This is a genomic window from Dactylosporangium aurantiacum, assembly GCF_000716715.1.
GTDB lineage: Bacteria > Actinomycetota > Actinomycetes > Mycobacteriales > Micromonosporaceae > Dactylosporangium > Dactylosporangium aurantiacum.
The window spans coordinates 79,168-101,874 of sequence record NZ_JNYJ01000003.1; the positions used below are offsets into that span (position 1 = coordinate 79,168).

The 22,707-nt window shown below is 73.4% G+C and carries 17 protein-coding genes; 12 read left to right on the top strand and 5 right to left on the bottom strand.

The features are described 5' to 3' along the window. The first annotated feature begins 79 nt into the window (after positions 1-79). The 3 genes from OP18_RS04040 (at position 80) to OP18_RS04050 (ending at position 3,232) form a co-directional block, all read left to right on the top strand. The gene (locus OP18_RS04040) at positions 80-622 is read left to right on the top strand and encodes a TetR/AcrR family transcriptional regulator (protein WP_033357348.1); all 543 of its coding nucleotides are present in this window, start codon (positions 80-82) and stop codon (positions 620-622) included. A gap of 48 nt (positions 623-670) precedes the next feature. After that, positions 671-2,848: an MMPL family transporter gene (locus tag OP18_RS04045; protein WP_033357349.1), complete on the top strand. Its 2,178-nt coding sequence runs from the start codon at positions 671-673 to the stop codon at positions 2,846-2,848. A 102-nt stretch (positions 2,849-2,950) separates the two neighbouring features. Further along, complete coding sequence (locus OP18_RS04050; protein ID WP_033357350.1) at positions 2,951-3,232, top strand: hypothetical protein; 282 nt, start codon at positions 2,951-2,953, stop codon at positions 3,230-3,232. Here OP18_RS04050 and OP18_RS04055 read toward each other — a convergent pair. Together OP18_RS04055 and OP18_RS04060 are read right to left on the bottom strand one after the other, a co-directional pair. After that, positions 3,204-4,052: an NAD(P)H-binding protein gene (locus tag OP18_RS04055; protein WP_033357351.1), complete on the bottom strand. Its 849-nt coding sequence runs from the start codon at positions 4,050-4,052 to the stop codon at positions 3,204-3,206. The genes OP18_RS04050 and OP18_RS04055 overlap by 29 nt on opposite strands. 183 nt (positions 4,053-4,235) lie before the next feature. Then, positions 4,236-4,793, bottom strand: a complete 558-nt coding sequence (locus OP18_RS04060) for a hypothetical protein (RefSeq protein WP_033357352.1) — start codon at positions 4,791-4,793, stop codon at positions 4,236-4,238. Positions 4,794-4,923: 130 nt separating this feature from the next. Between OP18_RS04060 and OP18_RS04065 the strand changes: the two genes are divergently transcribed. Beyond that, complete coding sequence (locus tag OP18_RS04065; protein ID WP_033357353.1) at positions 4,924-6,543, top strand: chitinase; 1,620 nt, start codon at positions 4,924-4,926, stop codon at positions 6,541-6,543. Between the two features lie 10 nt (positions 6,544-6,553). After that, complete coding sequence (locus OP18_RS04070) at positions 6,554-7,360, top strand: serine hydrolase domain-containing protein (protein ID WP_033357354.1); 807 nt, start codon at positions 6,554-6,556, stop codon at positions 7,358-7,360. 58 nt (positions 7,361-7,418) lie between these two features. On the opposite strand, the gene OP18_RS56760 is transcribed toward OP18_RS04070, so the two are convergent. Next, positions 7,419-7,586, bottom strand: coding sequence for a hypothetical protein (locus OP18_RS56760; RefSeq protein WP_156089280.1), 168 nt, complete (start codon positions 7,584-7,586; stop codon positions 7,419-7,421). 27 nt (positions 7,587-7,613) lie between these two features. Here OP18_RS56760 and OP18_RS61730 point away from each other — a divergent pair, with 27 nt between their 5' ends. Continuing rightward, on the top strand, positions 7,614-7,748 hold the full coding sequence (locus OP18_RS61730; protein WP_260709457.1) for a hypothetical protein: 135 nt from the start codon (positions 7,614-7,616) through the stop codon (positions 7,746-7,748). A 116-nt stretch (positions 7,749-7,864) separates the two neighbouring features. On the opposite strand, the gene OP18_RS52010 is transcribed toward OP18_RS61730, so the two are convergent. Then, positions 7,865-9,799: a S8 family serine peptidase gene (locus tag OP18_RS52010; RefSeq protein WP_162189741.1), complete on the bottom strand. Its 1,935-nt coding sequence runs from the start codon at positions 9,797-9,799 to the stop codon at positions 7,865-7,867. A gap of 225 nt (positions 9,800-10,024) precedes the next feature. On the opposite strand from OP18_RS52010, the gene OP18_RS04080 reads away from it, so the two are divergent. The 3 genes from OP18_RS04080 to OP18_RS61735 all read left to right on the top strand — a co-directional run bounded on the left by OP18_RS04080 (position 10,025) and on the right by OP18_RS61735 (position 15,812). Then, positions 10,025-11,395: a dihydrolipoyl dehydrogenase family protein gene (locus tag OP18_RS04080; RefSeq protein ID WP_033357355.1), complete on the top strand. Its 1,371-nt coding sequence runs from the start codon at positions 10,025-10,027 to the stop codon at positions 11,393-11,395. An 81-nt stretch (positions 11,396-11,476) separates the two neighbouring features. Then, entirely contained in the window at positions 11,477-13,768 is a 2,292-nt protein-coding gene (locus tag OP18_RS04085) for a putative bifunctional diguanylate cyclase/phosphodiesterase (RefSeq protein WP_052386203.1), read from the top strand. A gap of 4 nt (positions 13,769-13,772) precedes the next feature. Continuing rightward, entirely contained in the window at positions 13,773-15,812 is a 2,040-nt protein-coding gene (locus OP18_RS61735; RefSeq protein WP_156089281.1) for a prolyl oligopeptidase family serine peptidase, read from the top strand. A gap of 76 nt (positions 15,813-15,888) precedes the next feature. On the opposite strand, the gene OP18_RS04095 is transcribed toward OP18_RS61735, so the two are convergent. Further along, positions 15,889-17,160, bottom strand: coding sequence for an MFS transporter (locus OP18_RS04095; protein WP_033357356.1), 1,272 nt, complete (start codon positions 17,158-17,160; stop codon positions 15,889-15,891). 146 nt (positions 17,161-17,306) lie between these two features. Here OP18_RS04095 and OP18_RS59490 point away from each other — a divergent pair, with 146 nt between their 5' ends. From OP18_RS59490 to OP18_RS04110, 3 genes are read left to right on the top strand one after another with little or no spacing between them, the layout of a single operon-like run. Further along, positions 17,307-17,963: a hypothetical protein gene (locus OP18_RS59490; RefSeq protein ID WP_063745427.1), complete on the top strand. Its 657-nt coding sequence runs from the start codon at positions 17,307-17,309 to the stop codon at positions 17,961-17,963. A 46-nt stretch (positions 17,964-18,009) separates the two neighbouring features. Beyond that, complete coding sequence (locus OP18_RS61740) at positions 18,010-21,852, top strand: SNF2-related protein (protein ID WP_052386204.1); 3,843 nt, start codon at positions 18,010-18,012, stop codon at positions 21,850-21,852. Beyond that, entirely contained in the window at positions 21,845-22,627 is a 783-nt protein-coding gene (locus tag OP18_RS04110; protein ID WP_052386205.1) for an SWIM zinc finger family protein, read from the top strand. The genes OP18_RS61740 and OP18_RS04110 overlap by 8 nt, the downstream gene beginning before the upstream one ends. Positions 22,628-22,707: the final 80 nt, after the last annotated feature.

Here is a 22,707-nt window from a genome sequence, read left to right on the forward strand (position 1 = left end):
AGGTCAGGCACAGAACTGGCCGATCGGTCAGGTTCTGACCGATCGGTCAGGCATGCTGGCCGTCGGAGGTGAACCACCCATGGCCCGCAGCAAGACCCGCGACGAGATCCTGGCCGCCGCCACCCGCCAGTTCGCCGAGGCCGGCTACAAGGGCACGTCGCTGCAGGACATCGCCGCCGAGGTGGGCTGCTCGAAGGCGACCCTGCTGTACCACTTCGACAGCAAGGACGCGATCCTCACCGAGCTGTGCGCGCCGGCCCTCGCCGAGCTGGCCGACCTCGACGTCCGCGTCGCCGCCGAGCCCGACCCGGCCACCGCCCGCACGATCGGCGTCGAGGGCTTCGTCGACCTGGCCCTGCGCTACCGCAAGGAGATCCAGGTCATCTACGGCGACCTGCCGTACCTGCTGCGGCAGCCGGTCCTGCGACCGGTGAACGAGCTGACCGAGAAGCTGCTGGCGACCCTCGCCGGCGGCTCCGGCACCGCGGCGTCCCGGCTGGCCGCGAAGTTCGTGCTCGCCGGGCTGCCCGCGGTCGTCTTCGCCTGCACCGAGTTCGACGACGCGACCCTGCGCTCGGCCCTCATCGCGACCGCCGCGCGGGCGCTGGAACCCCTCCAGTAACGACCGCTCACCACTGCACACCGACAACCGAGGACAAGGACGACGGACATGGCAACCGTGCTCTACCGGCTGGGGCGGGCCTCCTTCCGCCACCGCTGGCTCGTGCTGATCATCTGGGTGGTGGTCCTCGGCGGGCTCGGCGGCGCGGCGGCCGCCTTCCGCGGCCCCACCTCCAGCGACTTCACCATGCCGGGCACCGAGTCGCAGCGCGCCATCGACGCGCTCAAGTCGCAGTTCCCGGAGGCCAGCGGCGCGACCGGCACCATCGTCGTCGCCGCGCCGCAGGGCCAGCCGCTGACCGCGTCGAAGGCCGCCGTGGACGGCCTCGTCGCCGAGGCGGCGAAGCTGCCCGGGGTGCTCGGCGCGCTCGACCCGTTCCAGACCGGCGCCGTGTCGCAGAACGGGCAGTACGCGCTGATCACCGTCCAGTTCGCCGACCGCGCCGACAAGGTCACCGACGAGCAGCGCGACGCCTACGAGGCCAGCGGCGCCGCCGCCCGGCAGGCCGGGCTGCGCGTCGAGCACGGCGGCGAGGTGATGAACAGCGAGCCGGAGGTCGGCGGCACCGAGGCGATCGGCGTGGTCATCGCCCTGGTCGTGCTCGTCGTGACGTTCGGCGCGCTGGTCGCGGCCGGCATGACGATGCTCAACGCGCTGATCGGCGTCGGCGCCGGCATGGCCGGCCTGTACGCGCTCAGCGGCGCCGTCCAGCTCACCAGCACCGCGCCGGTGCTCGCCCTCATGCTCGGCCTCGCCGTCGGCATCGACTACTCGCTGTTCATCACGTCCCGGCACCGGCAGAACCTGGTCGACGGGCTCGCCCCGGACGAGGCGGCCGGCCGGGCCGTCGGCACCGCCGGCTCCGCGGTCGTGTTCGCCGGCGCCACCGTCGTCATCGCCCTCGCCGGCCTCGCCGTGGTCAACATCCCGTTCCTGACGGTGATGGGTCTGGCCGCCGCCGGCACCGTCGCGGTCGCCGTGCTCGTCGCCATCACCCTGCAGCCGGCCCTGCTCGGCTTCGCCGGCCTGCGGATCCTGCCGCGCCGGCTGCGCAAGGCCGGCGCGGTCGACGCCGCCGCGGCCAAGGAGGCCGCCGGGTTCGGGTTCCGCTGGGCGCGGGCGATCACCCGCCTGCGGGTGCCGGTGCTGCTGGTCGGTGTCATCGGCCTCGGCGCGCTGGCGATCCCGGCCGCCGACATGCGCATCGCGCTGCCCGGCGCCAGCGCCGGCCCCACCGACTCCCCGGCCCGCAAGGCCGCCGACCTCATCGAGCAGGGCTTCGGCCCCGGCTTCAACGGCCGCCTCGCGCTGGTGGTGTCGACGGACTCCGCCGACACCACGAAGGCGAAGGCGCAGGAGGCTCTGGGCGTGCTGCAGGGCACCCCGAACCTGCTCGCCGCGACCCCGCCGAACTTCAGCCGCGACGGCAAGACGGCGCTGCTGGCGGTCATCCCGAAGACCGGCCCGACCGACGAGGCCACCGAGACCCTGGTGCACGACGTGCGGGCCAAGGTCCGCCAGGTCCAGGGCGCCGACATCGCGCTGACCGGCCAGACCGCCGTCGGCATCGACGTGTCGGAGAAGCTGTCCGACGCGATGCCGCGCTACCTGCTGCTGGTCGTCGGGCTGTCGGTGCTGCTGCTGATGCTGGTGTTCCGCTCCATCCTCGTGCCGCTCAAGGCCGCGGCCGGGTTCCTGCTCACCGTCGGCGCGACCTTCGGCATCACCGTGCTGGTGTTCCAGAAGGGGCACCTGGCCTCGCTGGTCGGCCTCGACACGCCCGGGCCGCTGGTGAGCTTCCTGCCGATCCTGCTCATCGGCATCCTGTTCGGCCTCGCCATGGACTACGAGGTGTTCCTGGTCTCCCGCATGCGCGAGGACTACGTGCACGGTGCCGGCCCGCAGGAGGCCACGATCAGCGGCATGGGCCACGGCGCCCGGGTCGTCACCGCGGCGGCGCTGATCATGACGTCGGTGTTCGCCGGATTCATCCTGCTCGACGACCCGGTGATCAAGTCGATGGGCTTCGCCCTGGCCATCGGCGTGGCCATCGACGCGTTCATCGTGCGCATGACGATCGTGCCGGCGGTCGTGTCGCTGCTGGGCCGCGCCGCGTGGTGGCTGCCCGGCTGGCTGTCGAAGCTCCTGCCGAACGTCGACATCGAGGGCGAGAAGCTGCGCGAGCACCTCGCCGCGCACCCGGACCCCGAGCCGGTCCGCGTCTGAGCACCGCCGTTTTCCGGTACTGGGGGCCCTCGGGCCCCCAGTACCATGCGTGGTCGTGACACACGGCGCGGTCCGGCTGCGGGCCCGGGTGCACCGCGCCGGGTGCACCGCGGCCCGGGCGGGCGGGTGCTGCGCCCCCGCACCCCGCTGCCGGAGCTGGCGGCCCGCTCCCCGCTCGCCCGTGACGGCGACGGCCTGTTCGCCGGGTTCCGCGGCGGGCTGGTCGAGTTCGGCGACGCGGTCACCGCCGCCACCGTCGACGTGCCGAAGCTGCGCGACGTGCGCCGGCACGGTGCGGCGCTGCTGCTCGGCCTGCACGGCACCCTCGGCGCCGACCTCGAGATGGACGTGCTGGTCAGGGACGAGCGCTACCGCCGCCGGTGAACAGCCCGGCGTGCTCCCGCAGCCAGTCGCGCAGCGTCAGCGCCGGCCGCCCGGCCAGCCGCGGCACGGTGTCGGACACCCGGTGGTCCCACGCCGCCGACTGCCGCTTGAGCTCCAGCAGCGCCTCCAGGCGCGCGCCGCCCCAGCCGCGCGCGGCGAACTCCGCGCGGGTCTGCGCCACGGTGCGCATGACGAGCCGGACCGGCGCGCCGATCACCTCGCCGACGGCGCGGGCCTGCGCCGCCGGTGACAGCGCCTCCGGCCCGGTGATCGTGTACTCCTTGCCGAAGTGCCCGAAGCGGGTCAGGACGGTCGCGGCGACGGCGGCCACGTCCAGCGGGTGCACCATCGCCGAGACCGGGTCGGTCTCGGTGACCGTCATGGTGCGGTCGTGGGCGATGCCGTGCGCGTACTGCTCCAGGTACGTCATGAACGTCCCGGGACGCAGGATCGTCCACGGGATGCCGCTGCCCCGCACGACCTCCTCGCCGGCGCGGTGCCCGGCGGAGATCCCGTCGGTGGCGCCGAACGTGACGCCGCTGGTGGACAGCTTGACGAGGTGCCGAACGCCGGCGGCGCGGGCGGCGGCGACGAGGGCCCGCTCCTGCACGGGCCCGTCCGGGCCGTACCCGGGGACGAGGACGAACACGGACGTGACGCCGTCCAGGACGGCGGGCAGCGTCTCGGGCCGGTCGAGGTCGCCGTAGACCTCGCCGGGCAGCGACGGGCGGCGGGTCATGGCGCGTACGGCGGCGCGCCGCGCGAGCAGGGGGACGAGCTCACTACCGATGGTGCCGGTGGCACCGGTGACCAGAATCATGATCTTCCAAGGGTGATCGCGGCGTTGTCGCACGCCGTGGCGGAAAGGCACGAGGGAGCGGCGCCGTCGCCCGCGCGGGGAACGGCGAGGATACAGACCTCGACCCTCGGTCAGCTCCCGACCGGGGCCCCGTCTCCGGCACGTCGTGCCTCGCGACCACGTCCTTTCCGATCACCGGAGCGGTCAGCGTACCGTGCCCGGGTTCCACCTCGCCAGCGCCGCGAGCCGCGTCACCGCCCGCTTCGCGGCCTTGGCCACCCGCTCGGCCTTGACCGTGTGCTCCTCGCCCGAGACCTCGCCCCACAGCGAGTCATACAGCTGCCGCAGCGCCCCGCCGCGGCGGCTCAGCCCGTTGAGCACCTCGTCGTCGAACTGGCTGCCGAGGTCCCAGACGAGGTCGATGCAGTCGACGACCCAGCCGTCGCGCATCGCCGGGGTCCACTGCGCGAACCGGTCGAACCGGTAGCCGTAGGCGTCCGACGCGCGCGGCGGCGCGCCCTGCCGGAGCCCGTGCCGCAGCGCTTCCCAGCCGGGCGTACGGGACAGCACGTGGTCGCCGCCGTCCCGGCGCACGTGGTCGCACAGCTGCTCGACGGTGTCGAAGACCGCGTAGCGCCGCCCGGCGGGCAGCAGGAAGTCGTGGCCGTCGTCGGCGTTGCCGCCCCACAGCGACCACCCGGCCCGGTCCGGCAGCACCAGCCGCACCGGCCACAGCATGGCGGCGTCGAACACGCTGTCCATGGCGCGCATCCTCCCGGGCGGGCCGGGCGGCGGCGAGCGGATTTCCCTCGGACTTCCACCCGACGTGGACTGGACAAGAACAGTTAACAAACTTAATAATGGCGAGCACCGTCGATGGAGGTCCACCCCCATGAAGCGCACAGCGCTCATCCTCGGCGCCGCGATCCTGCTGGTGACCGGTCTGCTCGTGACCACGAACGCGTACGCCGCCAACCTGTTGACCAACCCCGGGTTCGAGAGCGGGTCCCTGTCCGGCTGGTCCTGCACCGGCACCGGCTCAGGGGTCGTGACCACCCCCGTGCACTCCGGCTCCTACGCCCTCAACGGCAACGCCACCGCGTCCGACACCGCCCAGTGCACGCAGACCGTGACCGTCCAGCCGAGCACCGCGTACACGCTCACCGGCTGGGTGCGCGGCTCCTACGTGTACCTCGGCGTCACCGGCGGCGCGTCCACCTGGACCAGCGGGACCGGCTACACGAAGCTGACCGTGCCGTTCACCACCGCCGCCGGGCAGACCTCCGTCCAGGTCTACCTGCACGGCTGGTACGGCACCGGCGCCTACAACGCCGACGACATCTCCCTCGACGGCCCCGGCGGGCAGCCCAGCCCGACGACCGCGTCGCCGACCCGCAGCCCCTCGGCGTCGCCGTCGCCGTCGAAGTCGCCGTCGGCGTCGCCGTCGAAGTCCCCGTCCACCTCGCCCAGCACGTCGCAGCCGCCGGTGACCGGGCTGCCGAAGCACGCGCTCATCGGGTACCTGCACGCCAGCTTCGCCAACGGCTCCGGGTACGTGCGGATGGCCGACGTGCCGGCCGCCTGGGACATCATCAACCTGTCGTTCGGCGAACCGACGTCGGTCACCTCCGGCGACATCCGGTTCAACCGCTGCTCGGCCGCCGAGTGCGCAGGCGTGGAGTCCGACGCTGAGTTCCTCGCCGCGATCAAGGCCAAGCAGGCCCAGGGCAAGAAGGTCCTGATCTCCATCGGCGGCCAGAACGGCCAGGTGCAGCTCACCACGGCCGCGGCCCGCGACGCGTTCGTCAGCTCGGTCAGCGCGATCATCGACCGGTGGGGCCTCGACGGGCTCGACATCGACTTCGAGGGCCACTCGCTGTACCTCAACCCGGGTGACAGCGACTTCCGCAACCCGACCACCCCCGTGGTGGTGAACCTCATCGCCGCGCTCAAGTCGCTCAAGGCGAAGTACGGCACCCGGTTCGTGCTGACCATGGCGCCCGAGACGTTCTTCGTGCAGCTGGGCTACCAGTTCTACGGCGGCACCAGCGCCGGGGACAACCGGGCCGGCTCCTACCTGCCGGTCATCCACGCGCTGCGCGACTCGCTGACCGTCCTGCACGTCCAGGACTACAACTCCGGCCCGATCACCGGCCTGGACAACCAGTACCACCAGATGGGCGGCGCCGACTTCCACATCGCGATGACCGACATGCTCAAGGCCGGTTTCCCGGTCGCGAACACCGGTCAGACGTTCCCCGGGCTGCGCGCCGACCAGATCGCGTTCGGCGTGCCGGCCGCGGTCAGCGCCGGCAACGGCTACGTCGCCCCGGCCGTCGTCCAGGCCGCCGTCAACTGCCTCGTCAAGGGCAGCGGCTGCGGGTCGTACACGCTGCGCGGCGGCACCTCGCCGGACTTCCGCGGCCTCATGACCTGGTCGATCAACTGGGACCGCTACTACAACTGGGAGTTCATGAACACCCAGGAACCGTTCCTCAACGCCCTGCCGTAGGTTCGAGTGCGTGAGCGCACTTGATCTCGTCAGCACCTGGCCAGTCACCACCGCGTCGGTCGCGGTCGTGGGTCCCGAAGGGGTCCGCGACCGCACCGGCCCGGACGATCCCCTGCCCTGGGCGTCCGTCACCAAGCTGCTGACGGCACTGACCCTGCTCGTCGCCGTCGACAAGGGCGACGTCCTGCTCGACGAGCCCGCCGGCCCGGAGGGCGCCACGGTCCGGCACCTGCTGGCACACACGTCCGGGGTCGCGTTCGACGACGACACGCAGGTCGCCGCGCCCGGCCGCAAGCGGATCTACTCCAACCGCGGCTTCGAGCTGCTCGCCGACTTCGTCCTGACCCGCACCGGCGGCACGTTCGCCGAGCTCATGACCGAGTCCGTGCTGCGGCCCCTGGGCATGGGCGGCACCACCCTGCAGGGCTCCCCGGCGGCGGGCGCCCGGGGCCCGCTGTCCGACCTGGCCCTGCTCGGCCAGGAGCTGCTCGACCCGACCCTCGCCCCCGACCTCATGCCGGAGGCGGTCACCGTCCAGTTCCCCGGCGTGTCGGGAGTACTGCCGGGCTTCGGCCGCCAGGACCCGAACGACTGGGGTCTGGGCTTCGAGCTGCGCGACGGCAAGTCGCCGCACTGGACCGGGTCACGCAACTCCCCCGCCACGTTCGGCCACTTCGGCCGCTCCGGCACCTTCCTGTGGGTCGACCCGGTCGCCGGCCTGGCCTGCGCCTGCCTCACCGACCGCGACTTCGGCGAGTGGTCCGCCGAGGTCTGGCCCATCCTGTCCGACGCCGTCCTGGCGGGCGCCGCGGCGTAGGAGGCGGACGATCGCGTCGGCGGTGCACCTCTCGCGGCGCACCGCCGACACCGGCCCTTCAGGCGTCGCGCTCGATCACCTCGTCCAGCTGCCGATACACCCAGACCCCGATCAGCACGGCGACGAGGCGACCCGGTTCGACGAGCCCGTGGCCGAGATGGGCCACCGCCGAATCGGCGATCTCGCCCGCCGAGGTGCCGAGCACGGTTGCGGCCGCACCGATCACGGCGTATCGCCCCCGCATCGCGTCTACGTGTTCACCCACGACGCGCTGCTCGAGGAGTCCGTCAGCCAGCTGGGCGGCGCGCTGGTCGACAGGTACCGGGCGCGGATCGCCCGGTGGGCCCGGACGTACATCGACCGGGGCCGGGTCGAGGACTTCTTCTGACGCCGGCGGCGGGGGGGCCCCCCGGGGGGGGGGGGCCCCCCCGCCTGTGCGGTGCCGGTATCAGGTCGTCGGGGTCAGGTCATCGGGGTCAGGACGTCGGGGTCAGGTCGTCGGGGTCAGGACCAGCTGGAGGTCGACCAGTCGTCGGCGGACCAGTAGTGACCGCTCCAGTAGTGGCCGGACCAGTAGTGGCCGGTCCAGTACTGCTCGGACCACTCCGGGTCGCTCCAGGAGCCGGTGCCGGTCCACGGGGTGCCCTGCCAGGAGGCGGCGGCCCAGGTGCGCGACGTCGACGGCGGGACCCAGCGCTGGTTGTCCTGGTCGCCGCAGTCCCAGACCTGCAGCTGGGTGCCGTTCGTGGAGTTCCACTCGGTCACGTCGAGGCACTTGCTGGCCGCGACGTTGACCAGCTGCCGGGCGGTGTTGACCCGCCACTGCTGCGTCTGGGCGCCCGCGTTGCAGTCCCACAGGTGGACCTTGGTGCCGTTGGCGGTGCCGCCGTTGACCAGGTCCATGCACTTGCCGAGGGCCTGCGCGGTGCCGTCGGCGGCGAGCACCCAGTACTGCGCCGGGGTGTTGTTGCAGTCGTACAGCTGGATCGGCGTGCCGTTGTTGTTCAGCCGGTTCATCACGTCGACGCACTTGCCGGCGTAGCCGGTGACCTGGCCGGTGCCGCCGGTGCCGCCGGCGCCGGTCCACGTGTCGCCGGCCATCCGGTAGCCCATCCACATGCCACCGTTCCAGCTGGTCCTCTGCCCGGCCTGGTTGGCCCAGGCGGCGCCGTTGAACGGGCCGAAGATGGACTGCTCACCCTTGAGCTCGACGCCGTTGAACGACAGGTGGTTGCCGCCGCGGGCGGTCTCCACCGAACCGGTGCCGGTGCCCTTCGTGGCGGTCTGCGTGGTCGTCGGGGTGGCCAGCGCGACGCTCGCCGCGACGTTGAGCTCCTTCATGCCCTTCTGCGCGGCGGTGCCGGTGGTCAGCGTCGTCGCGCCGGACATCAGCAGCTTCTTGACCTGGTCCGGGGTGAGCGACGGGCGCTGCTGCAGCAGCAGGGCCACCGCCGAGGCGGTCACCGCGGCGGCCTGCGACGTGCCGCTGCCCTTGAAGCCGGTGTCGCCGACGCGGGCCGTCGGGTACTGCTGGTCGACGTTGGAGCCCGGGTCGCGCAGCGACACGATCGACGTGCCGGGCGCCAGGATGTCGACCTTCCGGGTCGCGGTGGAGTTGTTGGTGTACGAGGCGAGGTCGTCGTCCGTCGTGGCGATCGTGTTGTTCGTGGTCGACGCGCCGACGGCGATGACGAACGGGTCCATCGCCGGGTTGGTCAGCGCCGTGGTCGTGCTGCCGTCGTTGCCGGCGGCGACGACCACCACGATGCCGGCCTGCCACGCCTGCTCGACCGCGAACATGAGCGGGTCGACGGTGGAGGCCGACATGCCGCTGGAGCCGTACGACAGGTTCATCACCCGGATCGGGTTGGCCGGGTCGTGGTTGCGGTTCTGCACCACCCAGTCGATCGCGGCGATCATCTGCGACACGTCGTTGGCGCCGGTGGCGGTGCCGACCTTGACGGAGGTCACCTTCGCCTTCGGGGCGAGGCCGATCGTGCCGGTGGCGGCGTCGTTGCCGACCATGATGCCGGCCATGTGGGTACCGTGGCCGAACGTGTCCAGGTAGCGCAGCTGGCCGGACTGCGACTCGAACGACAGGTCCGGACCGTTGACCAGCTGCCCGGCGGGCAGGCCGGCCACCGGCGCGACCCCGGTGTCGACCAGCGCGATCCCGACCCCCTGGCCGGTGAGCGTCGCCGCGGCGCCGCTGTCGGCCTTGATGATCGACCGCACGGTCTTGAGCGTGGTCCCGGCCCCCGCCGGCCACTCGTCGGCGGACCAGCCGCCGCCCGTGCGGCCGCTGCCGCCGGTGGGCTCGGGGCTGGTCACGGCGGCGGCCGGACCACCGAACGCGAGCAACCCCAACGACGTCGCGACGGCGACCAGCCCCGACGCGCCAGCGCGCGGTCGACGACGGCCCGTCATCGGCTTCCTCATCCGCATCTCCCCATCCATGGAGCACGAGCGCACTCACTCCGTGCGTTCGAGTCACCACGATGCGGCGTCATGCACCGAAAGTCACGGGCCGGTGACCAGAATGCGCCGAACACCTGACAGGGTTTCTGACCTGCTGTCATACCACCCGCCGGCGGCCACCCCGGATCACCCGACGTTCCCGGTCCGTAACGGTTCGCGGCCCGGGCGCACCCTAGGGTGGGACCCATGGCGGAACACGTGGACACGGTGGACATCGTGGTGGTCGGGCTGGGCGTCGGCGGCGAGGAGGTCGCCGGGCGGCTCGCCGAGGCGGGCCTGCGGGTCGTGGGCGTCGAGGGCCGCCTCGTCGGCGGCGAGTGCCCGTACTGGGGCTGCGTGCCGAGCAAGATGATGATCCGGGCCGGCAACGCCTTGGCCGAGGCCCGCCGCGTGCCGCAGCTGGCCGGCACCGCCGAGGTGCGGTCCGACTGGGCGCCCGTCGCCCGCCGCATCCGCGAGGAGGCCACCGACTCCTGGGACGACAAGGTCGCCGTCGACCGCCTGGTCGGCAAGGGCGTCACGTTCGTGCGCGGCTGGGCGAGCATCACCGGCCCCGGCGAGGTCACCGCCGGCGACCGGGTGTTCCGGGCGACCCGCGGGATCGTGCTGGGCACCGGCACCGAGCCCGCCGTCCCGCCGATCGACGGGCTCGCCGGCACCCCGCTGTGGACCAACCGCGAGGCGATCGAGGTCGAGACCCTGCCCGCGTCGCTGATCGTGCTCGGCGGCGGCGCCATCGGCGTCGAGCTGGCCCAGGTGTTCGCCCGCTTCGGCGTCGCCGTCACCGTCGTGGAGGCCGCCGACCGGCTCGTCGCCCTCGAGGAGCCCGAGTCCTCCGACCTGGCCCGCGCCGCGCTCACCCGCGACGGCGTCACCGTCCACGTCGGGGTGACGGCGTCCGCGGTACACCACGACGGCGACTGCTTCACCGTCAGCCTCTCCGACGGCGGCACGGTCACCGCCGAGCGGCTCCTCGTCGCCACCGGCCGCAAGGTCGACCTGTCCAAGCTCGGCGTCGACCGGGTCGGTCTGGACCCGGCCGCCCGCGCCGTCACCGTCGACGAGCGGATGCGCGCCGCCGACGGCGTGTGGGCCGTCGGCGACGTCACCGGGCACGGCGCGTTCACCCACATGGCGATGTACCAGGCGGGCATCGCGGTGCGGGACATCCTGGGCCAGGACGGCCCGCCGGCGGACTACCGGGCGGCGCCGCGGGTCACGTTCACCGATCCGGAGATCGGCGCCGTCGGCCTCACCGAGGCCCAGGCCCGCGCGGCCGGGCTGCGGGTGCGCACCGGCACCGGGCAGGTCCCGTCGTCGTCGCGCGGCTGGATCCACAAGGCCGGCAACGAGGGCTTCATCAAGCTCGTCGAGGACGCCGACCGGGGCGTCCTGGTCGGCGCCACCTCGGCCGGACCCGTCGGCGGCGAGGTGCTGTCCGCCCTCGCCGTGGCCGTGCACGCCGAGGTGCCGGTGGAGACCCTGCGGCACATGATCTACGCGTACCCGACATTCCACCGCGGCATCGAGGACGCCCTTCGTGACCTGAACGGCTGACGTCACTCTACGCGTTTTGTCCTCAGCCGGCCGGCACCGGCGCCGATAGGATGCGCACGACGACAAGCTGGAGGTAGCCGGGTGACCCTGCGCCGCGACCGGCTCTGGATGGCGCTCCTGGCGATCGGCGCGGCGTGCACCGCGCTGTTCGTCCTGGACGTGGCGGCCGGCCCGGCCTCCGCCGTGATCGGCGGTGTGTGCGTGCTGGCCTGGGCGTTCGGTCCACGCCTGCACAACGTGCGGCCCCGCCGGCCGTGGCGGCTGATGACCGGCGCCTCGTCGTTCTTCCTCGTCGGCATCATCCTCCGCGCGCTGCTCGTCGACCAGCCGGCGCCGGTGGCGCAGCTCGGCGACGCGTTCACCGTCTGCGGGTTCGGGTGCTTCATCGCCTCCCTGGTCACCTTCCAGAGCCGGTGGGGCATCGACCGGCACGCGCTGCTCGACGGGCTCATCGTGTGCATCGGCGCGATGCTCGCCTCGACCCTGCTGTTCGTGCTGCCGGCCGCGTCGATCCCCGGCCGGCCGCTCGTCGTCACCCTGCTCGCCGGGCTGTACCCGCTGCTGGACACGATCACCGTGCTGCTGGTGGCCAACCTGGCGTTCACCACCGCGGTGCGCCAGCCCGCGTTCGTGCTCATGGGCGCCATGATGGTGCTGGTCTTCGCCGGCGACCTCGGCTACGCGATCATCGGGCGCAACGGCGACGTGACCGGGCCGCGGCTGATGGACCTGCCGTTCCTGCTGGCGTTCACGCTCGGCGGGGCCGCCGCCCTGCACCCGACCGCCGGCGCGCTGTCGCGGGCCACCCCGCTGCCGATCCAGGCCTGGTCGCTGCCGCGGATGCTGCTGATCGGCCCGGCGGTCGCCGGCCCGTTCGTGCTGACCGTCGCCCTCGGCGCCGACACGCCGTTCAAACGCTGGGCGCTCGGCGTCGGCGGCGCCGCGATCGTCGCGCTGCTGCTCGTGCGGGCCTCCGACGCGGTGCACAGCCACGCCGCCGCGCAGCGGCGCTTCGAGCACCAGGCCACCCACGACCCGCTCACCGGCCTGCCCAACCGCCGGATGCTCGGCATCATGGTCGAGCGGCTCCTCGCCGGGGACCGCACCGGACCGGCCGTCAACGTGTGGATGTTCTACCTCGACCTCGACGGCTTCAAGCTGGTCAACGACTCATGGGGACACACCGCCGGGGACCAGCTCATCACCGACGTCGGCGCCCGGCTGCGGCACGCGCTGCCACCCGCCGCGACCGTCGCCCGGGTCGGCGGCGACGAGTTCGTCGTCGTGCAGTGCTGCACCGAGCCGGAGGCGATGGCCAACGCCCGGCGGATCATGGAGTGCGTCGAGCGGCCGCTCACCGTCGTCACCGCCGACGGCGGCACCGCCGAGGTCGTCGTCGGCGCGTCGATGGGCATCGTGCAGGCCCCGAAGGGCACCGACCGCACCGGCGACCGGGAAGGGCAGGCCGACGCCCTCATGCGCGACGCCGACACCGCCATGTACCGGGCCAAGGCGGCCGGCCGCAACCGCTGGACCGTCTTCGACGCCTCGATGCGCGACGCCGTGCGGGAACGCGTCGAGATCGAGGTCGCGCTGCGCGCCGCCGTCGCCCAGGAACAGCTCAGCATCGCCTACCAGCCGATCGTCGCGATGCACTCCGGCCGACCCGCCGGCGCCGAGGCGCTGTGCCGGTGGCAGCACCCGGTCCGCGGCTGGATCGGCCCCAACATGTTCATCGCCGTCGCCGAGGACTCCAACCTCATCTCCGCCCTCGGCGCGTGGGTGCTGCGCGAGTCCGTGCAGCAGCTGGCCCGCTGGCGCGCCGACCACGTCGTCGACGACGACTTCTGGATGTCGGTCAACGTGTCACCGCGGCAGCTCGGCGACCCCGCATTCGCCGAACGGCTCGGCGCCACCCTGCGCCAGGCCGGCGTACCGGCGGCGAACCTCGTCCTGGAGATCACCGAATCGGTCATGGTCGAGGGCAGCGGGCTCACCGAACGGGTCCTCATGGAGCTGCGCGCGCTCGGCGTCCGCATCTCCGTCGACGACTTCGGCACCGGCTTCTCCGCCCTCGGCTACCTGCGCCGCCACCCCGTCACCGGGGTCAAGATCGACCGGTCGTTCGTCAACGGCCTCGGTACCAGCGCGGAGGACGAGGAGATCGTGCGGGCCGTCGTCGCCATGAGCAGCGCCCTGCACCTCACCGTCGTCGCCGAGGGTGTCGAGACCCCGGCCCAACGTGACGTCCTCATCGCGCTCGGTGTACCGCTCGCGCAGGGCTGGCTGTGGGGCCGGGCCGTCGACCCCGCGACCTTCGCCGCCACCTGGGCGGACCGCGTGGCACTGTCCGGCGCCGCTCCGGCAGACTGAACCGATGACCGACACGATCACCGCTGAGGACGCCCACCTCTGGCTGGAGGAGGTCGACGGCGCCGACGCGATGGCCTGGGTCCGGGACCGCAACGCCGAGACCGTCGCCGCGCTCACCGGCGACGCCCGCTTCGCCGAGCTGCGCGACGAGATCCGCACCGTGCTGGACGCCGACGACCGCATCCCCACGATCGCCTGGCACGGCGAACGCGTCTACAACCTGTGGAAGGACGCCACCCACCCGCGCGGCCTGCTGCGGCGCACCACGCTCGAGGACTACCGCAACGCCGAACCCGCCTGGGAGACGGTCCTGGACCTCGACGCGCTCGCCGCCGCCGAAGACGAGAACTGGGTCTGGCAGGGCGCCACCTACCTGCGCCGCGGCGACCTCGCCGGCGACCACCGCGCCCTCATCTCGCTGTCCCGCGGCGGCGCCGACGCCGCCGTCGTGCGCGAGTTCGACCTCGACACCGGGCAGTTCGTCGCCGACGGGTTCACGCTGCCGGAGGCCAAGAGCGACGTCAGCTGGATCACCATCGACGAGATCTTCGTCGGCACCGACACCGGTCCCGGCTCCATGACGTCCTCCGGCTACCCGCGGCAGGTCCGGCGGTGGCGCCGCGGCACCCCCGTCCACGAGGCGCCGGTCGTCTTCGAGGGCACCGCCGACGACGTGTCCGTCCGCGCCTCCAGCGACCCGTCCGCGGCCGGCGAACGCGCCCTCATCCGCCGGTCCCTGGACTTCTTCCACGCCGAACGGCACCTGCTCGCCGACGGCACCCTCACCAAACTCGACGTGCCCGACGACGCCGGCGTCGACGTCCACCGCGACTGGCTGCTCATCCGGGTCCGCACCGACTGGAGCGTCGGCGGCGCCACCCACCCCGCCGGGTCGCTGCTCATCGTCGACCTCGCCGCGTTCCTCGCCGGCAGCCGCGACCTGACCACCCTGTTCACCCCCGACCCGCACACCTCGCTGTCCTACAGCGACTGGACCCGCGACGGGCTCGTCCTCGTCCTGCTCGCCGACGTGCAGAGCCGCCTGGAGCTGCTGCGCCACGTCGACGGTGCCTGGCAGCGCACCGTCCTGGGCGCCGAGCTCGGCCAGACCGACGTCTGGGACACCAACGCCGACACCGACGAGCAGTACCTGCTGCTGTCCAGCGGCTTCACCCTGCCGCCCACGCTGCGCCACGGCGTCCTCGGCGGCGACCCGCCCACCGTGCTCAAGCAGGGCCCCTCGTACTTCCCCGCCGACGGGCTCACCACCCGGCAGTTCTTCGCCACCTCCGCCGACGGCACGCAGGTGCCCTACTTCGTCGTCGGCGACCCGACCGCCGGACCCGGCCCCACCCTGCTCAGCGGGTACGGCGGCTTCGAGGTCTCCCGCGTGCCGTCGTACAACTCCATCATCGGCCGCGGCTGGCTCGCCCGTGGCGGCACGTACGTCGTGGCCAACATCCGCGGCGGCGGCGAGTACGGCCCCCAGTGGCACCGCTCCGCGCTGCGGGAGAACCGCCCCCGCGCCTACGAGGACTTCTCCGCCGTCGCCGCCGACCTCGTCGAGCGCGGCATCACCACCCGCGCCCAGCTCGGCATCGAGGGCGGGTCCAACGGCGGGCTGCTCATGGGCGTCATGCTCACCCGCTACCCGGACCTGTTCGGCGCCATCGTGTGCGCGGTGCCGCTGCTGGACATGCGCCGCTACCACCTGCTGCTCGCCGGCGCGTCCTGGATGGCCGAGTACGGCGACCCCGACGACGCCGACGACTGGGCCTACCTGCGGCTGTTCTCCCCGTACCAGAACGTGCGGTCCGGCGTGCCGTACCCGCCGACGCTCATCACCACGTCGACCCGCGACGACCGGGTGCACCCGGGGCACGCCCGCAAGATGGTCGCCCGGCTGCGCGAGCACGGCCACGACGTGTCGTACTACGAGAACATCGAGGGCGGCCACGGCGGTGCAGCCGACAACGCGCAGCTGGCGTTCAAGTGGGCCCTGGCGTTCGAGTTCCTGTGGCGGACCCTCGCCCCTCCGCGCTGACGCCGCGTCTCGGCTCAGGGCCGGCAGCGCCTCGCCGGGTCTCAGCCGAGGGCCGGCAGCGCCTCGCCGGCGCGTCTCAGCCGAGGGCCGGTAGTGCCTCGCCGCGGCGGATCGCGGCGAGGTGCTCCGGCGGCATGCTGCGGCGGGTGCTGCGCCGGTAGCGCCACACCTGCGCCGCGCCGAGCCCCCACAGCAGGTACTGCACCGCGAACGCCCACTTGAACGCGCCCAGCGACGGGTGCGCGGCCCCGGCCGGCGTCTGCACGTCCAGCAGCACCCCGATCGCCACGATCACCACGATCGAGGCGACGAACCCGCCGACGTTCACGATGCCGGTCGCCCCGCCGATGCGGGCCGCCGGATTGAACGACCGCGCGTAGTCGAACCCGATCATCGAACCGGGCCCGTTCACGGCCAGGACCACCATCAGGCCCGTCAGCACCGCGACCGGTGCGCGCCCCGGCCACAGCAGCACGACCGCCCACGCCGCCGCCGAGCTCGCCACGATGCCGAGCACCAGCGTCGAGCGGTGGTACGGCAACCGCCCGCAGAAGTGTCCGATCAGCGGCCCCAGCACGATGCCGCCGACGGTCAGCAGCGACAGCAGCAGCGCCGCGGTCGCCGGCGCCAGCCCCTCCCCCTGCGTCAGGAACGGGTAGCCCCACAGCAGCGCGAACACGCTGCCGGAGAACTGCGCCACGAAGTGCGTCCACAACCCGAGCCGGGTGCCGGGGTGCTCCCACGACCGCTTCAGCCCCAGGTCGGGCGCCCTGGCCGGTCTCGCCTGCCGCGGCTCCGGCGAGTCCTTCAGCGTGACGGCCACCAGCGCGACCGCGGCGACCCCGAGCGCCGCGGAGCCCAGGAACGTCGCGGTCCAGCCCGCGTCGTGCAGCAGCACCACCAGCGGCACCGCCGACGACAACGCACCGAGCTGCCCGACCATCCCGGTGAGCTGCACCATCAACGGATTGCGGCGCGGCGGATACCACATCGCCACGACCCGCAGCACGCTGATGAACGTCATCGCGTCGCCGACCCCGATGAGCACCCGCGCCGCGATCGCCGGGCCGATGTCGCCGGCGTACGCGAACAGCAGCTGCCCGACCACCATGAGCAACCCACCGCCGACCAGCATCCGCCGCGACCCGAACCGGTCCAGCAGCACCCCGACGGGGATCTGCATACCGGCGTACACGGCCAGCTGCGCCACCGACAGCATCGCCAGCAGCGACGTGCCGACGCCGAACCGGTCCGCCGCGGCGACCCCGGCGACCCCGAGCGAAGAACGGTGGAACACGGCGATGATGTACGCGGTGAGCCCGATCGCCCACATGAGATGACGACGCATAGCACCTGCGACCGTAGCCGCCGGCAAGGCGTCGCGGGGCCGGTTGTGACGGCGCTCAAGTGTGGGCTTGCAGACACCTCGTACGCTGTCCGGGTCCGGTACGTCCCGCGCCCGCCAGCTGTCGGCCCTTGTGAGGGATTCGTGTCATGAGCGACCTGACCGCCACCCCGATCCGGTGGGAGCACTCGGGCGACGGCGAGTTCCCCTACCACGCCCAGGTCGACGGCCGCACGCTCACCGTCCGGGTCAACGACTTCCCGGCGGAGCCGCTGTACACGCTCATCGTCGACGGCGACGAGCTGGTCGACCTCGACGACTGGCCCACGGTGTGGCGCCGCCCGCCGGTGCCGGCGCACCTGCTCGACCTGATCGCCCGGCCGATCACCACCGACCTGCTGTGGACGTGGGCGCAGCGGATCTGCGGGGTCACCACCGAGCACCCGGCCGAGGTCGCCGCGCTGCTCGGCCTGCCCGCCCCGACGCAGGACGAGTTCGGCCGGCTCTTCGTGCAGCCCAGCCCGCCCGGCACCGCCCGGCTGGAGCTGTCCGTGAACAACCACGCCGGCCTGTCCGCCGTCGTCATCCACTTCACCGAGCCGGCCCTGACCCGGGCGGAGCTCGACGCGTGCTTCGGCCCGAGCGACGACCTGCCGCGCGTCCACTGGGACTCCGCGCACGTGACCGCCCACCGGATCACCGCCCCGGCCGCCCCGCTGTCGTGCACGCTGCTGTCGTCGTTCAGCACCGAGGCCACCCCGTCGGCCCGCGCCTCCCGGCTCACCCTGCGCCGCGACCACCACTGACCCCGGCGTGCCGGCCGCCGTCCCCGCCGGGCAGTAGGGTCTTCGGGTGAACGTCGTGCACGGGGTCATCACCGCCGAGGGCCGGCTCGCCTGCTGGGCCGAGACCACGCCCGGCCCCGCGTCCGGGGTGCAGCGCCGGCCGCGGCGGGCGGTGCCGCACCCGTTCGCCGTGCTGCCCCCACTGCCGGGCGAGGTGGGGACTGCGGACCTGGCACTGCCGACGGTCGGCTCACGCCCGGCGCCGTCCCCCGAGCTGGCCGCTGCGACCGCCGGCCCTGCCGCCGCGACCAGGACGATGCTGTGGACCGTGCCCATCGTGTACGTGCCCCCCGCCACCGACCTCGAGACGCTGCTCCTCGCCGGCATCGACCTCCTGGTTGAGGACGCCGCGCTCGGGGACGCCGCGGAGTCCTCCGGAACGACGAACGCCGGCGTGCCGGCGCCCGCCACGGCGGACGCGGGGACGGGCGTGAGGGCGGCGGGCGGGGTGCGGGCCGGGTCGTCGATCGGGGCGTTGACGGATCTGGTGACGTTCGCCGACGACCTGGTGCGCCGCGGCCGGGTGCTGCCCGACCTCCTCGACCACCCGATCGAGGCCCGCTGGCGTCCGGTGCTGTGGGGCGACGACGCGATGACGTTCGAGGCATTGTGGCGGGCGATGCCGGGGGTCGCGTACGCCGGCGGGGACCTCACCGCCGAGGAGGCCGTCCGGGCGGTGCTGGACCACCAGGTCGACGCGCTCGTCCGGGCGCGGCTGGGCGACCGGCCGATCGTCGCCGACGGGCAGATCCGCCAGGACGGTACGGTCCGCGCGTGGTTGGCGGCACTCACCGGCCCGGACGCGACCCTGCGCGAGCGGCCCGCTGCTGGTGGCGCTGCCGTCGTCAATGGCGATCGGGAGAACCGCCGCCGACCCGATGCGGTAACCGCCGCCGCGACCGACCACCGCGCCAGCGACCCGTCCCCGGACCGCGCCAGCGACGCGCCCGCCGACGCATCCCGCCACCCGGCCGTTGACGCGACCAACGCCGCAACCAACACCGCAACCAACACCGCGGGGACCGCGACCCGGACTGCGACCGGGACCGCGACCGTGGACGGCGACGCGACTGGGACCGTGGACGGCGGCGCGACCAGCAAAGCGGGCGGCGGCGGGGCGGGGCGGAACGAAGGCGCCGGGGTCGGGGTGGCGGTGCGGGAGAGCACCGACGTGCGCCGGGTCCGGGACGCGGTCAGGCGGTGGGCGGCGAGCGGGCGGCCCTCAGCGGTGCGGCTGTGCTTCCGGCTGACGTTCGTCGAGGAGTTCGACGACGAGCCCGACGACGCGGTCGCCGCGCACGGCCGCGGCGCCCGCGACACCACCGCGCACGGCGGGCGGAACCTCCACATCACCCCGCACCGCCCCGCAGGCCGCCACATCACCGCCGTCCGCCGCGGGGCAATGGACGCCTCCGAAGACGGGCCCGCAGGCCACATCACCGGCCCCCGCCGCGGCGGAAACGACACCCTCGGGGACGGGGACCGGCCCGCAGGCCACATCACCGCTCCCCACCGCCGGGAAAGCGACACCCCCGGGGACGGGGACGGGCCCGCGGGCCACATCACCTCCCTCCGCCGCGGGGAAAGCGACACCCCCGGGGACGGGGACGGGCCCGCAGACCCTTACCTCGCCGGGAATGGGCACGGGCACGGGCGGGGCGACGCCCGGGTCGAGCGCGGCCCGGGCCACGTGGACGACGGGCGGGACACGTCAGGGTGGCTGGTGGAGTTTCTCCTGCAGCCGGTGGCCGAGCCCGGGTTGCTGGTGCCGGCGCGGGACGTGTGGCGCGACGCGTCGTCGCCGCTCTTCCGGTGGGTCGACTACCCGCAGGACGTGCTGCTGGAGGACCTGGGGCGGGCCAGCCGGCTGTGGGCGGAGCTGGACGGGGCGCTGCACCAGGCGCGGCCCGAGCAGCTGCGGCTGGACACGGTCGGCGCCTACGACTTCCTGCGGCACGCGGGGGTGCTGCACGACGCGGGCTTCGGGGTGCTGCTGCCGGCGCAGTGGCAGCGGCGGCAGGATCTGGGGCTGACGCTGACGACCCACCCGGTGCAGCCGGCGAGCCCGGTGCTGCGGGACACGACCGCCAACCGGGACGCGATCGTGCGCTACCGGTGGGGGCTCGCGATCGGTGACGAGTTCCTCAGCGAGGCGGACCTGCAGGAGCTGGCCCGGGCGAAGGTGCCGCTGGTGCGGCTGCGGGGCAGGTGGGTGCACCTGGACCGGGAGCGGCTGCGGGCCGGCCTGGCCTTCCTCGCCCGTGGCGGGCAGGGGCACATGACGGCCGGTGAGGCGATGCGCCTGGTGCGGCTGGTGCCGGAGGGTGACCTGCCGCTGCCGGTCACCGGCGTGGACGGCACCGGGTGGCTCGCGGACCTGCTGACCGGGCGGGCGGTGGAGCGCCTGGAGCTGCTGGACGCGCCGGCGTCGCTGGCCACGACGCTGCGGCCCTACCAGCGCAAGGGCCTGTCGTGGCTGGCCTTCCTCGACGGGCTCGGGGTCGGGGCACTGCTCGCCGACGACATGGGGCTGGGCAAGACGGTGCAGGTGCTGGCGCTGGAGGCGCTGCTGCGCGAGCGCGGGCCGCGACCGCCGACGCTGGTGGTGTGCCCGCTGTCGGTGCTGGGCAACTGGCGGCGGGAGATCGGGCGCTTCACCCCGGGGCTGCGGGTCGCGGTGCACCACGGCACGGAGCGGCAGCTGCGCGACGACGTCGACCTGGTCCTCACCACCTATCAGGTCGCGACCCGGGACGCGGACCGGCTCGCGGCGCGGGACTGGGACCGGATCGTGCTCGACGAGGCGCAGCACGTGAAGAACAGCACCAGCGCCGCGGCCAGGGCGGTGCGGCGGATCCCGGCGCGGCACCGGGTGGCGCTGACCGGCACGCCGGTGGAGAACCGGCTGACGGAGCTGTGGTCGATCGCGGACTTCCTCAACCCGGGCATCCTGGGGCCGGCGAGCATCTTCCGGGCCCGCTACTCGGTGCCGGTCGAACGCTACGGCGACGCCGACGCGGCGGCCCGGCTGCGGCGGGTCACCCGCCCGTTCCTGCTGCGGCGGGTGAAGACCGACCGGGCCGTCATCGCCGACCTGCCGGACAAGCTGGAGCGCCGGCAATGGTGCAACCTGACCCTGGAACAGGCGACGCTCTACAAGGCGGTCGTCGACGAGCTCTTCGTGAAGCTGCGCGAAGGGCGGGCCGGTGAGCAGCGCAAGGGGCTGGTGCTGTCGGCGATGACGAAGCTCAAGCAGGTGTGCAACCATCCGGCGCACCTGATGGGTGACGGCACGCCGCTGGCGGGCCGGTCGGGGAAGCTGGCGCGGCTGGAGGAGATCCTCGCCGCGGCGCTGGACGCGGGCGACCGGGCGCTGGTCTTCACCCAGTTCGCCAAGTTCGGCCACCTGCTGACGCCCTACCTGGCGGCGCGGCTCGGCACCGGGGTCGAGTTCCTGCACGGGGGGACGGCGAAGGGGGCCCGCGACGCGATGGTGCAGCGTTTCCAGTCCGGGGACGGCCCGGGGGTGCTGCTGCTGTCGCTGAAGGCGGGCGGGACGGGGCTGAATCTGACCGCGGCGAACCATGTCGTGCACGTGGACCGGTGGTGGAACCCGGCGACCGAGCAGCAGGCGACCGACCGGGCCTTCCGCATCGGGCAGCGCCGGGACGTGCAGGTGCACACCTTCGTGTGCGTCGGCACGATCGAGGAGCGCGTCGACGCGGTGATGGCGGAGAAACGCACCCTCGCCGGGGTCGCCGTCGGCAGCGGCGAGGGGTGGCTCACCGGCCTGTCGACCGACGACCTGCTGGACCTGATGACGCTGCGGCCGGAGGCGACCGATGCGTGACACGAGGTGGTCCCACCAGTTCATCGCCATGCTGGAATCCTTGCGGATGGGTACGACATTTTCCGTCGGCCGCCGCTACGCCCGCGCCGGGCACGTGCGGTCGCTGACCATCTCCAGCAGCGTGGTGACCGCGCTGGTGCTCGACGAGGACGGGGCGACGTACCGGTCCCGGATCGCGACGCGGGCGTTCTCCGCCGCGGACTGGTCACGCATCGAGCGGGCCCTCGCGCAGGAGGCGATCCACGCGGCGAAGCTGCTGGCCGGGCAGCTGCCCGACGACCTGGACCGGATCCTCGGCGGGTTCGGGCTGTCACTGTTCCCGCAGAGCCTCGCGGACCTGGTGATGGACTGCGACTGCCCGGGCTGGCAGAAACCGTGCCGGCACCTGACCGCCGCCTGCTACGTGCTGGCCGAGTCGTTCGACAACGACCCGTTCGGCATCCTCGCCTGGCGCGGCAAGGGCCGCGACGAGCTCCTCGAACAGCTGCGCGGGCACCGGGTGTCGGCACTGAGCCACATCGCCGCCGAGGCGCGACCGGAGCGCACCGAAGCGCAACCGACCGCCGGGTTCTGGACCGCCGGGCCGCGGCTGCCGAAGCCCCCGGAGCCGCTGCCCGGCACGGTCGTGCGCAGCGACGCGATCCTCGACCAGCTCGACGCGCTGGAGCTCACCGTCGGCCGGTTCGAGGTCGGCGACCTGCTCCGTGATGCTTACCGCACACTGGGTTGCGAAGCGAAAGACCCAGCCGGTACCGTCGAGGGCAATCGCGGCTGATGCAGGCCGCGGTCACGGCCGAGAGGCGCTGCGACGGGCCCGTCAGGGTTCGCCACGCTCGGTCGATGACTACCCTTGAC